The sequence below is a fragment of the Bacillus sp. 7_6_55CFAA_CT2 genome (genome assembly GCF_000238655.1).
Lineage (GTDB): Bacteria > Bacillota > Bacilli > Bacillales > Bacillaceae_G > Bacillus_A > Bacillus_A cereus.
Window position 1 is genome coordinate 186,759 of sequence record NZ_JH414709.1, and the last position, 13,698, is coordinate 200,456.

Here is a 13,698-nt window from a genome sequence, read left to right on the forward strand (position 1 = left end):
TTTTTTTAATATGGCTCTGTCGCATGTAATACAACTTGTAATAAACCTGGGAATCTAGCGTTTAAATCTTCTTCACGAATTGAAATGAAACGTTGTGTTCCTTCAAGGCGCGTGTACATAACACCTGACTCACGTAAAACTTTGAAATGGTGAGATAAAGTTGATTTTGCAACAGGGATGTTTAAAGCACCACAAGATTGTTCATTTTTCTCTAGTAACATATTTACAATTTGTAAACGAATTTGATCGCTAAGTGCATATAAGACAGAAGAAAATTGAATTTCTTCTCGATTTGGATGATAGAGTGTACGCATATTTCACCTACTTGTATAAGTTAAGATATTTGCACTATAACATATAAAGTGGTATATTTCTATTGTTCGAATATATTCGAACAATAGAAATATAGGGGGAGAAAAAATGAAGTATATAAAATTGCAAAAGGCAGGATTAAATATTTCAAAGTTGGGTTTAGGTACAAATGCAGTAGGGGGACATAATTTATATGCTGATGTGAATGAAGAAGAAGGAAAGCGATTAGTAGAAGAAGCTATTCAGCAAGGGATTACATTTTTTGATACAGCAGATTCATATGGTTTCGGTAGATCGGAGGAATTAGTAGGAGAAGTATTAAAGGGAAAACGTCATGAGTTTATACTTGCTACAAAAGGTGGAATTCAACCGTTGTTAAATGGAGAAACTTATATTAACAATGAACCAAATTATTTAAGGAATGCTGTGGAAAATAGCTTAAGAAGATTACAGACTGAATATATTGATTTATATTATTTACACTTTACAAATCCTGAAACAAGTTACATAGATTCAATCGGAGAGCTTACTCATTTAAAAGAAGAAGGGAAAATTCGTTCAATTGGAATATCGAACGTAAACATAGAACAATTAAAAGAGGCGAATCAACATGGTCATATAGATGTTGTACAATCTCCATACAATATGTTAGAACGTACAGCTGAGGAAGAACTGTTGCCGTATTGTATAGAAGCGGGTATTTCATTTATTCCATATGGGCCTCTTGCTTTTGGAATATTAGGCGGAAAATATACAGAAGATTTTAAATTAAATGAAGTCGATTGGCGTCAAAATGTAAATCTATTTGAAGAAAATACATATAAGAGTAATTTTAAGAAAGTGAATAAGTTAAAAGGGCTAGCTAAAGAAAATGATATTGAAGTGTCTCATTTAGCGTTAGCATGGTTATTAAATAAAGAAGGGATTGATACTGTTATACCTGGTGGAAAGCGGGCAGAGCAGGTAAGAGAAAGTGTGAAAGCGGTAGATGTTGCATTGAATGAAAGAGTCATGAAAGAAATCCAATCTATTTTAGAAGATTAGTTAAACAGAGGGAGAGTACCCTCTGTTTATATAAGGAGAAGGTCTAAATGAACAGAGTACTAGCTGTATTTTTTATGATAATGTTTATGATCGGTACAGATACTTTCTTAATTTCACCACTGTTGCCGACATTGCAACAGGCGTATCATGTTTCAACTGAGTTGTCAGGATGGATGGTGAGTTCGTATGCTTTAGGGTATGCTGGATTTGCACTTGTGGCTGGTCCTATATCAGATGGATTAAACAGAAAAAAAGTAATGGTACTAGGTATGAGTTTTTTTGCAATAAGTACGTTTTTTTGTGGAATTGCACCGAGTTTTTTATGGATGCTAACATTTAGATTTTTAGCAGGTGTAAGTGCAGCTTTTGTATCTCCACAAGTGTGGGCATCTATTCCGCTCCTTATAGAGAAGAAGCAAATTGTGAAAGCAATTGGGGTTGCAACAGCAGGGTTATCAATCTCTCAAATTTTAGGGCTGCCACTGGGAGCTTATTTAGCAACGATACATTATACAATTCCATTCTATTTCATTGATATATTATCAGCACTACTTGTCATTCTTATTTATGTTGTATTACCAGAAATACAGTCGGTTCATATAGGTGGAAATAAAAAAGCGATTTTACAGCGTTATAAACAATTACTTACAGATTCAAAGGTTTCACTTTCTTATTTTGCATACTTTGTTTTTCAAACCGGAAATTTTGCTGCATTTTCATTTTTTGGTGTATGGCTTTCCATTCAATTTGGCTTACAAGTTGATGAAGTAGGTACAGCTATGCTCGTATTAGGATTAGGAAATTTAATTGGTAATATTTTTGGTCCTAGAATCGTAAATAAAATTGGTTATAACCTTTCTTTCTATGGTGGAATTATATTTACAGCAGTGCTATATGTATTACTTCCTCATGTAAAGAACATTGTATTGGTGGAGTTATTGTTCTTTGCTTTATTTTTTGTGACAGGAATTTTGTTTGTATTAATGATGAGGCACTTACAAAACATGTCTAGTGTAGCAAGAGGAACAGGAGCCGCGCTTGCAAATGCTTCTATGTACATTGGTCAAATGATTGGTGCGGCAATAGCTGGAATGTTATTTGCAATATCTCACAATTTTATACTTATAGGTAGTTTTACTGCGTTACTATATATAGGAGCTTTATTTTTGGTTAGAAAAAGTGAAAAAATTACTGAAAATAGTGAAACAGGAATTGCATCATAAAGCTTGTATAAATATTTCGCAAATCAGAATTAATAAGAGTGTGAATACATGAATGTGCTTTTAATTAAAGTGGTTACTAAAAGTATAGAAATAGTAGAAGAAATGTATTGTAACAAAGTTATGAGGAATCAAAAAATAAAAATCCCTATAAAGATAGGGATTTATATATCGGCATATAGTTCCTTGGAAAAGGATATACTTAGTTTAGCATATCGGACTACTTATATTTGTGAAATAGATGTGAAAGTAATGTGAAAAGTATTGTAATAAAAAGCACTGTTTTAGCTAATGTAGCTAAAACAGTGCTTTTCTCTTTGATTGAACAGTTGCAGCATTTTCATCATGTATACCTGCATCTTTTATAATTCGTTGTTTTGCTTTATTTAATAGATGGTTTACTGCTTCGCCAAAATAGTTAGCTTCGCTTTTTGTGCGGGCTTCTCGTAAACATTTATAGTTTTCTAGCAGTTCCTCTTTTTCGGAGTTTGTTAAGAAATCTTCTATTTTCTTTTTTGTCATACGAAACACCCTTTCTCCTGACAAACGACGCAATAGAAAATATTTATTTCTCATTATAACAATAATTTTAAAAGAAAGTATACACTAACGTCGCAATAATTTGTCAATTTCTTGAATCTTCTCATCAGCTTTCCCAATTTGCGTATTTTTAGCCTGTTCGCCACCAAGAGCTTGATGTAGTAAAAAAGTTTGACCGGAAATAGCAGTTACAATGGATACTTTTATAATTTCTTTTATTGCGGTGACATCGAATAAAACGAGCCCAAGAAGTGCGGCTAGGCTACCAGTAAAAATATCAGTTAAAAATCCAAAATGAAAAAATGTTTTCAAACGGCGTGGAAGCAATAACTTACCTTGGTTATTGATTAGATGGGAAACGAAGCCGGTAATGCCACCAACGAGAACAGCGGTTAGCCATTGATACATTTCCATCGAATCCACTCCTTTTAGTGAATAAGATTCGATTATTTTATATTGATTCCTTTTAATATTTCATATAAGCATATTGAGAAAGTTTGTTTGGGTATATTTTGTATTCAAATTAATTATAACAGAAAATTTAGATAGATTTCAGTCTATTATATGAATCATTTTTACAATAATATGAATGCAGAAAGGGGTGCGTGATATGAATATAGATTATCGAATAAGAAGTGTAGATGGTTATACAAAAAAATAGGGGAATTAGTAAGCCTGCTTGAGCATACGAGAGCTGTAACATTAGGCGAAGTAAAAAATTTATCAGTTGAGCAATTAGATTTAATTATGCAAAGCAGCGGAAATTCAATTGGCGCCTTATTAAAGCATATAGCAGCTATTGAAAAAGTTCATCAGCTTATTTCATTTCAAGATCATGACTTTACAAAAGAAGAATTAGAAATATGGGAAGATGCACTGTATTTAGGGGAAGCGGGTAGAGCAATCCGTGGTCATGAAATACAATATTATGTACAACTTCTACAAAGTGTTCGAGAAGAATCTCTGAAGTATTTAAGTGAACAAGGTGATGAGTGGCTCATGTTAGAAAGAAAGTGGCCTAACTATGGTTTCATGTGCTAGAAGATGAAATTAGTCATCGAGGACAAATTAGAATGCTCAAAAACAAGTTATTTGAAAATTACGTAAAATAATGTAGCTTTTTATAGGAGAATTCCATATAATGAGAATAATTAAAATAAGAACGGGGTGATGTATTATGGCGAAAATAACTTATATGAATAATCAACCAAATACAAAGGTGGATGGAAAGGGCGATATTATATAAGGTAATTCGCAATCCTTCCACTTAGTACAAACTAGGGAGGATATTTATTTGAATCAAAATATTTTAGAATCTTTTGGCTGGGATTCATTTTTTGAAGAACAAGTTACAGAGAAAAATTATGAAGTAGGTCGTATTTTACTTGAGCATAAGCATATATATCGCATTATTTGTAATGATGGTGAATATATGGCAGAACTGTCTGGGAAGTTTCGGCATGAAGCGATTACGAAAGGCGATTATCCAGCAGTTGGTGATTGGGTGTATATAAAGAAAATAGAAGATGAAAAGAAAGCGATTATTCATCGTATTTTCCAGCGAAGAAGCTCTTTCTCAAGACAAGAGGCTGGAACAAGAACAGAAGAACAGATTATAGCAGCAAATGTAGATTATTTATTTTTAGTGAATGCACTTAATCATGATTTTAATGTTAGAAGGATGGAACGTTATTTATTATTAGCGTATGAAAGCGGCGCTATGCCAGTTATTGTTTTAACAAAGAGTAGTATATGTAATGATGTGGAAGAGAAAATTGTAGAAACGGAAGCTATAGCAATTGGTGTTCCTATTTTCGTTGTTGATAGTTTAGAGCATACAGGTATAGATTCGTTGAAACAATTCGTTTCTTCAGGGAAAACAATTGCTTTAGTTGGATCATCAGGGGTAGGAAAGTCAACTTTGTTAAATGCTCTAATAGGAATTGATGTAGCAAAAACGGGAGATATACGTGAAGAGGATAGTAGGGGGAGGCATACGACAACGCATCGAGAATTATTCCAATTGCCTAGTGGCGCTCTCGTGATTGATACGCCTGGCATGAGGGAATTGCAACTTTGGGAAGGCAGCGAAGCGATTCAAACAGCATTCTCTGATATTGAAGAACTTGCGACAACATGTCGTTTCCGTGATTGTAAGCATGAGAATGAACCAGGATGCGCGGTGTATAGTGCAATTGAAAACGGACTTATTACGATAGATCGTTTGAAAAGCTATAAAAAATTACAAAGAGAACTGGCGTATTTTATGAGGAAACAAGATGCAATCCTTGCCAGAGCAGAGCGTGATAAATGGAAGAAAATTTCTAAACAACATAAAAAAATGTAAAAACCAAAGGGGCGCCTTTGGTTTTTTCTATTTGTAAATTTTATAATAATATTATTCATATATATAGACAAAGGGAAATTAATTGTTTAAACTTTACAAAGTATTCACCATAATAGGTTATGAAAATAATAATTAAGGAATGGGAAATATTTATAATTAACTCAATTTAACTTTTAAATTTGAAAATTAGGAGGTTCATAATGGGTAAACTATTAAATTTGTTTCGTGATATGAAAGTAGCAAAAAAGCTATTAATTTCATTCTTTGTAATTTTAATTGCAGCCGTTTCTATAATCGGGGGCATGTCTTATCAAACTGCTAAAAAGAATTTTGAATCACAAATTACGAGTAGTGCTAACGATAATATAAAAATATTAGATAATTTAATCAATCAAATGATTGAAGCAAAATTTAACGATGTGAATAACTTTGCACGAGTAATTCAAGGGAATATGTATCAAGGGGATAATCAGGATGAGCTAAGAAAGACATTATCTCAGTATATCAATTTGAATATAGATGTTGAACAAGTGTATGTTGCCGGTAATGATAAGAAATTTGTACAGGAACCAAATATACAAATGGCAGCAGATTATGATCCAACAACACGACCTTGGTATAAAGATGCAGTGGCAAAACAAGGTGGTATTGTTGTTAGCGAGCCATATAAGGCAAAAGGAAATGGACATATTGTCGTAACGATTGCAAAACAAACAGAAGATAAAAATGGGGTTGTTGCGCTAGATTTAAGTTTAGACAATTTATTAAAAACAACAAAGTTAATCAATATTGGTAAAAAAGGATATGCCTTCATTTTAGATGGAAAGCAAAAAATCATTGCTCATCCACAAGAAAAATCAGGGGATAAAGCAGCTGATTCTTGGGCAAAGAAAATTTATGAAGATAATCATGGTGCTTTTACATATTCTTATGGTGGTAGTGAAAAGAATATGGTATTTGCTACAAACGTAAAAACAGGTTGGAAAATTGGTGGGACGATGTACGCAACTGAAGTAATTGAAGCTGCTCAACCTGTATTTTATAATATGTTAATTGTTATGCTTATTTCGTTAGTAGTAGGTGGAGTACTTATTTATTTTGTGACACTTTCAATTACGAAGCCTTTAAAGAGACTAGTTATCACTTCTAAAGAAATAAGTGAAGGGGATTTAACGCAAACAATTGAAATTCATTCTAATGATGAAATTGGTCAACTTGCGAAAGGTTTTAACGAGATGACAAATTCATTACGGACGTTAATTGGAAGGATTAACACTTCGGCAGGACATGTTGCAGCAGCATCAGAAGAACTAACTGCAAGTGTAAGACAAGCGAGTGAAGCAACTGAGCAAATTACAACAGCAATGGATGAAATATCAAGTGGGGCAACGACGCAAACAACAAGTGTAGAAAATGGTGCTATGTTACTGTTTGATGTAACGGAAGGAATTCAGCATGTAGCAAATAGTTCATCATCTATTAATATCGCTTCTGCTCATACTCGTGAAAAAGCAGAAGATGGTGGGAAACTAGTAGGAAGAACAGTAAACCAGATGCAGTCTATTGCAGAATCGGTTTCACAATCAGATGCTGTTATACAGTTATTAAATAATAAATCAAAACAAATTGGTGATATATTGGAAGTAATTCAAAACATTGCAGATCAAACAAATCTTCTAGCTTTAAATGCGGCAATTGAAGCGGCAAGAGCTGGTGAACATGGAAGAGGTTTTGCAATTGTTGCAGATGAAGTACGTAAATTGGCAGAGAAGTCTAGCATATCTTCCAGTGAAATTAGTAAATTAATAGGCGAAATACAAGACGATATGGGTAAGACAGTCAAATCAATGAATCATGTAAATGAAGAAGTTCAATCTGGACTTGTTATTGCAAATGAAACGAAGCAAAATTTTGCTGAGATTTTACAATCTACAAATGAAATAGCTAATCAAATTAAGACGATGGTTGAAACGGCTAATGGAATGTCAAAAGGGGCAAATGAAGTATCTATTTCAGTAGGACAAATTGCAATGACAGCACAAAATAATGCGACAAGCACACAAAATGTTGCGGCTTCAGCTGAAGAACAGCTAGCTTCGATGGAGGAAATTGGATCAGCGGCGGGTACGCTATCTCAAATGGCTGAAGAATTGCAAGTATTAATTGAGAGATTTAAAGTTTAATAGAGAACAGACTCCCCCTAGTAGCATTATGACACTAGAGGGTAGTCTGTTTTATTATGTAAAATCAAATGGAGATGTAAACTTCCTTTATGACGTTTAAAATGGTATTTTGCATAATATTTGTCGAAAAATAGAGGTGTTTGTTAGCTTTGTGTATAATTATTAACCTATAGAATACAAATAAAAGGAGAGTATTATGGGAGTGTATTGGGGGACAAAAAGACATTCTTGGCTTAGTTACGTCTCATTTTGGCTAAGTATTTCATTTTTTATTGTTTTTCTAATTGAAGTGTTTATATTAAAAACACTTTCGAATAGCTCGGTGCAAATTGTTAAATATTTTTATTTTATACTTGTACCAGTAAATATTTTTCTTAGTTTAAAGTTACTATTTAAGAAGAATGAAAAGAAAGCGTTACCTATTTTTAGTTTCATTGTCTCATTATTATTTGCAATTTTAATAATCGTATTAGTTTTAGCAGCTATAGGGAAGTTCTTTTAAGGGGAGTGGTATAAGTCACTCTCCTTTTTTATTTGTGGTAGTCTTACTATATGTAAAAGTGTGAATGCTGTGAGCTAATAAAAGCGGAGAGTAGACAATATTTGCATGGATTAAAGTCTGTCGTTATTTGAACTTGTAAGAGTGTATGGAGTAATGAGGTAATATACATAATAATGGAGATAGAATTAGTTATTTTATAAGTGTGTATGAAGCAAATGAATACGGTAAGAACGGTGATATATGGTACAATAGCTATGGATAGTGATAGAGATAAAGGGTATATAAAATACTCATCGTTTTTTAGTAAGAGAGGGGTTATCTTATGCTATACGAGGATTTGGAGACATTATTTCAAACAGCTCCGAAAGAAGATAGAGGCGGATGGAAATATATAATCCAAGAACAAAATGATACATTTAAAATTGGTGATGAAATACTGAAAAATCAAATGAGTGTCGAATTGTATTTTAATGAATACGATGAGGTGAAAATCACTTTATATAAAGATGGAATTCCCATTACGACTATGCAAAAAATTACGATTTCAAAAGTTGAATTAGACGAAGATGAAGAAGGTATTCAATTTGTTTTAGAACGCATGCCTAGTCGAATGATTCGGTTGCAGTTAAAGCCGTATTTAGCATTAGAAATGGGACCGTACTGGGAAGTATGTGATGATTGTGAATGAACATAAAAAAGCATCCAATAACATGGATGCTTTTTTATGTTTTTTTGAAGTTGTTTAAACGCAATGATTGGAAGTATAACAATACTTACCCATCCGATGATAGGATATAGAATGTGAAGTAAGTCACTGTAACCGATGTAACTAAAGCAATAACTAATTAGTAAAATGAAGAAAATAATATTGTGATTTTTCCACCCAGTAATAGATTGCATCTGTTTTGTCATTCCGAACACATTACCAACTAAAGTTGTGAAAACTTCACCGAAAATAATGAGAACGAAGAAGAAGTGAAAAGTTGCATTAAATCTTCTTATGACTTCAGCCATTGGGATGTTATATTGATAAAATTGATCGACTGATAAGATTGCTAAATGGCTGCATAATAAAATTAAAGAAAGTCCAGCACCACCTAAAATCCCACCCCAAAAAATGGCTTTTCGATCCTTTACTTCACTGGCTAATGGGACGAGAACACTTTGGGCGAGAGAAAGGTTTAAGGCGACATATGTAATAGGGCTAGTAATCCATTTCATATTCCAGCTCTCTGCAGGAATAGTGTTATTAATAGGAGGTGTACCGTGAAAAAAGGTTGTAATAGCAAGTCCTATAATAAAAATCATCATAATAGGTACGACAAGTGTATTTACTTCAAAAACACCTTGTAACCCGCGGCTACTTATAATGAGACAAGCGATAACTGTAATGAGAATACCGAGTTGTCTTGGTAAGCGAAGTTGCTCTTCAAATACTGCACCGGCCCCTGATAACATAACGCTCGTTACGCCGAATAAAACGAGTAATAATAATGTGTTTACAACATTCCCAAATACATCCCCAAATAAATATTTGTTAAATTCTTGCGCTGAAAATGCCCCGATTTGTGATGAAAGTAACATCATCTTTGTACCAAGCCAAATAAAAAAATCCACTTACACATATGCCAATTGTCCCGTATAATCCATTCACTGTGAAAAATTCAACAATTTCTCGTCCAGTAGCAAATCCAGCTCCAACGACAGTTCCGATATAAGTAGCAGCTACTTTCTTTGCTACTTGCCATTGTTGATTGTCCATGTTATCCCTCTTTCTACTATGATGAGCTTGATGTACTATTATGCATATGTATGAGCTTGGACAATTAGACGTATGAAGTGGTTGAAAAAATACATGAATTAAATGATATTAGGGAAGCATTAAAGGTGTTAAAACTTTGTTACATATAAGCCAATTGTTCGAAAGGAAAGGGAATGTATGGTAAAATGTAATTAAGTTATTAAAAGATAAACATTACAAAATGATAAGAGGAGTGATTGTATGAGTACGAAAACAAATGTTGTTGAAGTATTAAACAAGCAGGTAGCAAACTGGAATGTGTTATATGTTAAATTACATAATTATCACTGGTATGTGACAGGGCCACACTTCTTTACATTACATGAGAAATTTGAAGAGTTTTATAATGAGGCTGGAACGTATATTGATGAGTTAGCAGAACGTATTTTAGCTTTAGAAGGTAAACCATTAGCGACAATGAAAGAATATCTCGCAACATCTAGTGTCAGCGAAGGGACAAGCAAAGAATCTGCAGAAGAAATGGTGCAAACATTAGTGAATGATTATTCTGCACTTATTCAAGAATTAAAAGAAGGTATGGAAGTTGCGGGTGAAGCTGGCGATGAAACATCAGCTGACATGCTGTTAGCAATTCATACAACATTAGAACAGCATGTATGGATGCTAAGTGCATTCTTAAAATAATGATAAATATATAGAAACCCATTGAAAAATTATTTCAATGGGTTTTTTTATGATTTTTCAGTTTTCTTTTATGCTATAATATAGTAAAAAGGAGGCGATGCGATGTTTCGCTTTTTCAGAACTGGAAAAGAAGAGCGGGAAATTACGAAAGATGAATTAGAACAAGCGATGGCTCAGTTTTTAGAAACGAATGCTAATATCGTTTATACAGTATTAGTAAATGATGATTATACAGTAAATTATGATTTGTTAAAACCATATTTACCTGCATTTCCAACAAATGTTTTTCTCATAACGAAGGAAACGCTTGAGGTATTTGAACATACAGCAGAAAATTTAAACCTAGTGAAAGAAATTGATGTCGTACAAAAAGCAGTAGATCAATACGTAACAGAAAAAGAAATGTTCCCAATTGTTGAAGGTAGCGAAGATCGCCTCATATGTGGAATGAAATTAGGACCTTACTTAAATCGTAGCTTAAAAAGAGACTTATATATTTCAGAAAAACATTATTTAGTTTCAAGTAAACCAGATAGAAAAAAACAAAAGAGTGGGTAGACGTAATGAAAACAACAATACATATATTGTTGTCTTTTTTTTGTTTGTTAAAATATTGACTTTTCAGTTTATTAATATTTATATTAAATGTATTGGACAGAGAAGGATAACTATTAAGTATCATTCGGAGAATAAGATATTGCTAGGGCGAGTTATATAAAATCTTCACAAAGTGGTATAAAGATTCGCAAACAAATATTATAAAAGGTTTCGGGGGAATTGGTACATGAAAAATAGTATGACTTACATTCAATTATTAAATGAAACGTTACGTTGTTATGCAAATAAAGGAAGTTTTGAAGCGTACAATTATATAATGGAAAACGCTACAGGTGTAATAGGGAATGAGGCACAAATATATAATTTTCAGTATGCGCTCGCAAGTGCATCGGGACTTGAAAAAGAAGCATTACATTTAATGAGGGAGGCTATTATAGAAAGGGGATTCTGGTATGGAAATGAGTATTTAATTTCCGACGAAGATTTAAAATCACTACATAAATTTGAAGAATTTCATACAATGGTGCAGTTATGTAAAGAAAGAGAAGAATTAGCACATAAAACGGAAAGACCAGATGTGAAATATATATACACCAAGAAAGAAGGAAATCTACTACTTACATTGCACGGTGACCAAGAAAATATTCAAATAGTAGAGCCATATTGGAAATCAGTTTTGACACAAGATTACACGTTAGCTTTACCACAGTCTTCACAAATTCAGTTTTCAGATGGATTTGTTTGGGATGATATAGAGAGAGGGAAAGAGGAATTAAAAGGGCATTACAATAAGTTTATAGAAAATCATACAGTAGAAAGTGTAATCATTGGTGGTTTTTCTGCAGGGGCGAGAGTAGCTTTATATACGATTTTACAACAAGATATAAATGTAGATGGTTTTGTTTTTATGGCACCATGGCTTCCGGAGATTGAAGAATGGGATGAGTTGCTAAGAGTGCTGAAGGATAAACATATAAAAGGATATATAGTATGCGGGGATCAAGATGAAGATTGCTTCGAATCCACGCAGCAATTCGTACAACTATTAAGAGAGAAGAATATAGAACATAAGTATAAAGTTGTGCCTGATTTAGATCATGATTATCCTATTAACTTTGAAGAGCTATTAAAAGAAGCTATTGAATATATAGGAAATGAAAACAATAAGTAGTAAGAAAAAGAGATGCATCACATGTGATGCATCTCTTTTTAGAATTATAAATTAAAAGCATTTGCTAGTAAGCGATAAGACTTTAATTTATGTTCAAATTGATGAGTAATCGTGACAATCATAAATTCGTCAGTATTGTATGCTTTGCTTAAGTTTATTATTTTTTCTTTTACAGAAGACGGATCACCAACAATCATACGTTGACGATTTTCTTTTATACGGAATAAATCATAAGCGCTGTATGAATAATTTTGAGCAGTTTCAATAGAAGGTGTACCAGTAGTTCGTTTTCCTTGCTCTAATAATAAGATTGATAAATCTAAACTAGAAGCAATTTTTTCCGCTTCTTCATTTGTTTCTCCGCATATAACAAAGATGGCAACGATTGAATTAGGCTTATCTCCTAAAAATGAAGGCTCATATTGTTCTTGGTAAGCCCTCATAACTTCAGGGCCTCCGAAGCCGTTAATAAATTGTGCAAATGCGAAAGAAGCTCCGTTGTTTGCAGCAATTTTAGCGCTCTCTCCGCTAGAACCGAGCATCCACATTTCAGGAGATGTTGGGATAACTGGAGTTGCTTTTAAGTTTGCATAGTGATGGTTTTCGGGTACTTGATCATGTAAGTACATTGCAACGTCTGCAATTTGTTCTGGATATTGATCAAGTGAGACCATTTTCCCTTCTTGAAGTGCGCGAGTTGCTATTGGCATACCACCAGGCGCTCTACCAACACCGAGATCGATGCGGTTCGGATACAATGCTTCTAGAACACGGAAATTCTCAGCAACTTTATATGGGCTATAATGCGGTAACATAACACCACCTGAACCGACTCTAATACGGTCCGTTTTTGCGGCAATATGAGAAATAAGTATTTCTGGACTTGAACCAGCTAAGCTTACGGAATTATGATGTTCGGATACCCAAAAACGTGTGAATCCGAGTTTTTCAACTTCTTGTGCAAGCGTAACTGTATGTGAAAAAGCTTGGGCTGCTGTGCTACCATCTGAAATAGGTGATTGGTCTAATACACTTAACTTGATCATAGAATATACCTCTCAATCTTAATGTACATCCTATTATATATTTACTTATGAAAAATGCGTAGTGAAATGCTCAAAATGAAAAGCGGATAATCTTATTTCCGCTTTTAACGAGAAAATCCGCGTTCATAATGATTCATTTCGACTAGATTTAAAATATATTCATAGTTGTCAATTTCACGCTTTAGTTGTTCACGTTCTTTTTCAGATAGTGTCATATTGCTAAGTTTTTTACATAAGTTTTGTTTCTTTAATTCTAAATGTTTTTTTGTAGCATCGTAGTCATAAGTATGTTTCATTTTTAACCACTCCTTCTTTGTAGTTGCTATATT

The 13,698-nt window shown here is 33.4% G+C and carries 15 protein-coding genes and 2 pseudogenes; 11 read left to right on the plus strand and 6 right to left on the minus strand.

The window, feature by feature from the left end; all coding sequences use genetic code 11:
• Window positions 1-5 precede the first annotated feature (5 nt).
• Window positions 6-314, minus strand: coding sequence for an ArsR/SmtB family transcription factor (locus HMPREF1014_RS10045; RefSeq protein WP_001259906.1), 309 nt, complete (start codon window positions 312-314; stop codon window positions 6-8).
• A gap of 106 nt (window positions 315-420) precedes the next feature.
• On the opposite strand from HMPREF1014_RS10045, the gene HMPREF1014_RS10050 reads away from it, so the two are divergent.
• Genes HMPREF1014_RS10050 through HMPREF1014_RS32435 form a run of 3 tightly spaced genes read left to right on the plus strand, consistent with a single transcriptional unit; the run spans window position 421 to window position 2,834 of the window.
• Window positions 421-1,356, plus strand: a complete 936-nt coding sequence (locus HMPREF1014_RS10050) for an aldo/keto reductase (RefSeq protein ID WP_000874081.1) — start codon at window positions 421-423, stop codon at window positions 1,354-1,356.
• Window positions 1,357-1,403: 47 nt separating this feature from the next.
• A complete protein-coding gene (locus HMPREF1014_RS10055; protein WP_001082486.1) occupies window positions 1,404-2,579 on the plus strand; it encodes an MFS transporter in 1,176 nt (391 codons plus the stop codon).
• Between the two features lie 48 nt (window positions 2,580-2,627).
• The gene (locus tag HMPREF1014_RS32435; RefSeq protein ID WP_001101741.1) at window positions 2,628-2,834 is read left to right on the plus strand and encodes a hypothetical protein; all 207 of its coding nucleotides are present in this window, start codon (window positions 2,628-2,630) and stop codon (window positions 2,832-2,834) included.
• Between the two features lie 39 nt (window positions 2,835-2,873).
• Here the strand turns inward: HMPREF1014_RS32435 and HMPREF1014_RS10065 are convergent, their stop codons facing one another.
• Both HMPREF1014_RS10065 and HMPREF1014_RS10070 read right to left on the minus strand, forming a co-directional pair.
• Entirely contained in the window at window positions 2,874-3,098 is a 225-nt protein-coding gene (locus tag HMPREF1014_RS10065; protein ID WP_000162602.1) for a hypothetical protein, read from the minus strand.
• A gap of 84 nt (window positions 3,099-3,182) precedes the next feature.
• Complete coding sequence (locus tag HMPREF1014_RS10070) at window positions 3,183-3,530, minus strand: DUF4257 domain-containing protein (protein WP_000426317.1); 348 nt, start codon at window positions 3,528-3,530, stop codon at window positions 3,183-3,185.
• A gap of 196 nt (window positions 3,531-3,726) precedes the next feature.
• On the opposite strand from HMPREF1014_RS10070, the pseudogene HMPREF1014_RS10075 reads away from it, so the two are divergent.
• The 5 genes and pseudogenes from HMPREF1014_RS10075 to HMPREF1014_RS10100 all read left to right on the plus strand — a co-directional run bounded on the left by HMPREF1014_RS10075 (window position 3,727) and on the right by HMPREF1014_RS10100 (window position 8,836).
• Window positions 3,727-4,228: pseudogene (locus HMPREF1014_RS10075) on the plus strand (DinB family protein).
• A gap of 182 nt (window positions 4,229-4,410) precedes the next feature.
• The gene (rsgA, locus tag HMPREF1014_RS10080) at window positions 4,411-5,463 is read left to right on the plus strand and encodes a ribosome small subunit-dependent GTPase A (protein ID WP_001073075.1); all 1,053 of its coding nucleotides are present in this window, start codon (window positions 4,411-4,413) and stop codon (window positions 5,461-5,463) included.
• A gap of 200 nt (window positions 5,464-5,663) precedes the next feature.
• On the plus strand, window positions 5,664-7,646 hold the full coding sequence (locus HMPREF1014_RS10085; RefSeq protein WP_000517293.1) for a methyl-accepting chemotaxis protein: 1,983 nt from the start codon (window positions 5,664-5,666) through the stop codon (window positions 7,644-7,646).
• A gap of 196 nt (window positions 7,647-7,842) precedes the next feature.
• The gene (locus tag HMPREF1014_RS10095; RefSeq protein WP_000539571.1) at window positions 7,843-8,148 is read left to right on the plus strand and encodes a hypothetical protein; all 306 of its coding nucleotides are present in this window, start codon (window positions 7,843-7,845) and stop codon (window positions 8,146-8,148) included.
• Between the two features lie 322 nt (window positions 8,149-8,470).
• Complete coding sequence (locus HMPREF1014_RS10100) at window positions 8,471-8,836, plus strand: DUF3979 family protein (protein ID WP_000965059.1); 366 nt, start codon at window positions 8,471-8,473, stop codon at window positions 8,834-8,836.
• Here HMPREF1014_RS10100 and HMPREF1014_RS10105 read toward each other — a convergent pair.
• Window positions 8,728-9,910, minus strand: a pseudogene (locus HMPREF1014_RS10105) (YkvI family membrane protein). The gene HMPREF1014_RS10100 and the pseudogene HMPREF1014_RS10105 sit on opposite strands and share 109 nt — an antisense overlap.
• A 240-nt stretch (window positions 9,911-10,150) precedes the next feature.
• On the opposite strand from HMPREF1014_RS10105, the gene HMPREF1014_RS10115 reads away from it, so the two are divergent.
• The 3 genes from HMPREF1014_RS10115 (at window position 10,151) to HMPREF1014_RS10125 (ending at window position 12,323) form a co-directional block, all read left to right on the plus strand.
• Window positions 10,151-10,594, plus strand: coding sequence for a Dps family protein (locus tag HMPREF1014_RS10115; RefSeq protein WP_000105199.1), 444 nt, complete (start codon window positions 10,151-10,153; stop codon window positions 10,592-10,594).
• Window positions 10,595-10,696: 102 nt separating this feature from the next.
• Window positions 10,697-11,152, plus strand: coding sequence for a DUF3939 domain-containing protein (locus HMPREF1014_RS10120; protein ID WP_000488206.1), 456 nt, complete (start codon window positions 10,697-10,699; stop codon window positions 11,150-11,152).
• Between the two features lie 226 nt (window positions 11,153-11,378).
• Window positions 11,379-12,323, plus strand: a complete 945-nt coding sequence (locus tag HMPREF1014_RS10125; protein ID WP_000798327.1) for an alpha/beta hydrolase — start codon at window positions 11,379-11,381, stop codon at window positions 12,321-12,323.
• Between the two features lie 44 nt (window positions 12,324-12,367).
• Here the strand turns inward: HMPREF1014_RS10125 and HMPREF1014_RS10130 are convergent, their stop codons facing one another.
• Both HMPREF1014_RS10130 and HMPREF1014_RS10135 read right to left on the minus strand, forming a co-directional pair.
• Window positions 12,368-13,369: an LLM class flavin-dependent oxidoreductase gene (locus tag HMPREF1014_RS10130; RefSeq protein WP_000594041.1), complete on the minus strand. Its 1,002-nt coding sequence runs from the start codon at window positions 13,367-13,369 to the stop codon at window positions 12,368-12,370.
• A gap of 104 nt (window positions 13,370-13,473) precedes the next feature.
• A complete protein-coding gene (locus HMPREF1014_RS10135) occupies window positions 13,474-13,665 on the minus strand; it encodes a DUF3896 family protein (RefSeq protein WP_000683359.1) in 192 nt (63 codons plus the stop codon).
• Window positions 13,666-13,698: the final 33 nt, after the last annotated feature.

Bases quoted from the DNA above. Each gene is read 5' to 3' on its own strand.
- HMPREF1014_RS10045 (WP_001259906.1), bottom strand. From the start codon at position 314: ATGCGTACACTCTATCATCCAAATCGAGAAGAAATTCAATTTTCTTCT.
- HMPREF1014_RS10050 (WP_000874081.1), top strand. From the start codon at position 421: ATGAAGTATATAAAATTGCAAAAGGCAGGATTAAATATTTCAAAGTTG.
- HMPREF1014_RS10055 (WP_001082486.1), top strand. From the start codon at position 1,404: ATGAACAGAGTACTAGCTGTATTTTTTATGATAATGTTTATGATCGGT.
- HMPREF1014_RS32435 (WP_001101741.1), top strand. From the start codon at position 2,628: ATGAATGTGCTTTTAATTAAAGTGGTTACTAAAAGTATAGAAATAGTA.
- HMPREF1014_RS10065 (WP_000162602.1), bottom strand. From the start codon at position 3,098: ATGACAAAAAAGAAAATAGAAGATTTCTTAACAAACTCCGAAAAAGAG.
- HMPREF1014_RS10070 (WP_000426317.1), bottom strand. From the start codon at position 3,530: ATGGAAATGTATCAATGGCTAACCGCTGTTCTCGTTGGTGGCATTACC.
- HMPREF1014_RS10085 (WP_000517293.1), top strand. From the start codon at position 5,664: ATGGGTAAACTATTAAATTTGTTTCGTGATATGAAAGTAGCAAAAAAG.
- HMPREF1014_RS10095 (WP_000539571.1), top strand. From the start codon at position 7,843: ATGGGAGTGTATTGGGGGACAAAAAGACATTCTTGGCTTAGTTACGTC.
- HMPREF1014_RS10100 (WP_000965059.1), top strand. From the start codon at position 8,471: ATGCTATACGAGGATTTGGAGACATTATTTCAAACAGCTCCGAAAGAA.
- HMPREF1014_RS10115 (WP_000105199.1), top strand. From the start codon at position 10,151: ATGAGTACGAAAACAAATGTTGTTGAAGTATTAAACAAGCAGGTAGCA.
- HMPREF1014_RS10120 (WP_000488206.1), top strand. From the start codon at position 10,697: ATGTTTCGCTTTTTCAGAACTGGAAAAGAAGAGCGGGAAATTACGAAA.
- HMPREF1014_RS10125 (WP_000798327.1), top strand. From the start codon at position 11,379: ATGAAAAATAGTATGACTTACATTCAATTATTAAATGAAACGTTACGT.
- HMPREF1014_RS10130 (WP_000594041.1), bottom strand. From the start codon at position 13,369: ATGATCAAGTTAAGTGTATTAGACCAATCACCTATTTCAGATGGTAGC.
- HMPREF1014_RS10135 (WP_000683359.1), bottom strand. From the start codon at position 13,665: ATGAAACATACTTATGACTACGATGCTACAAAAAAACATTTAGAATTA.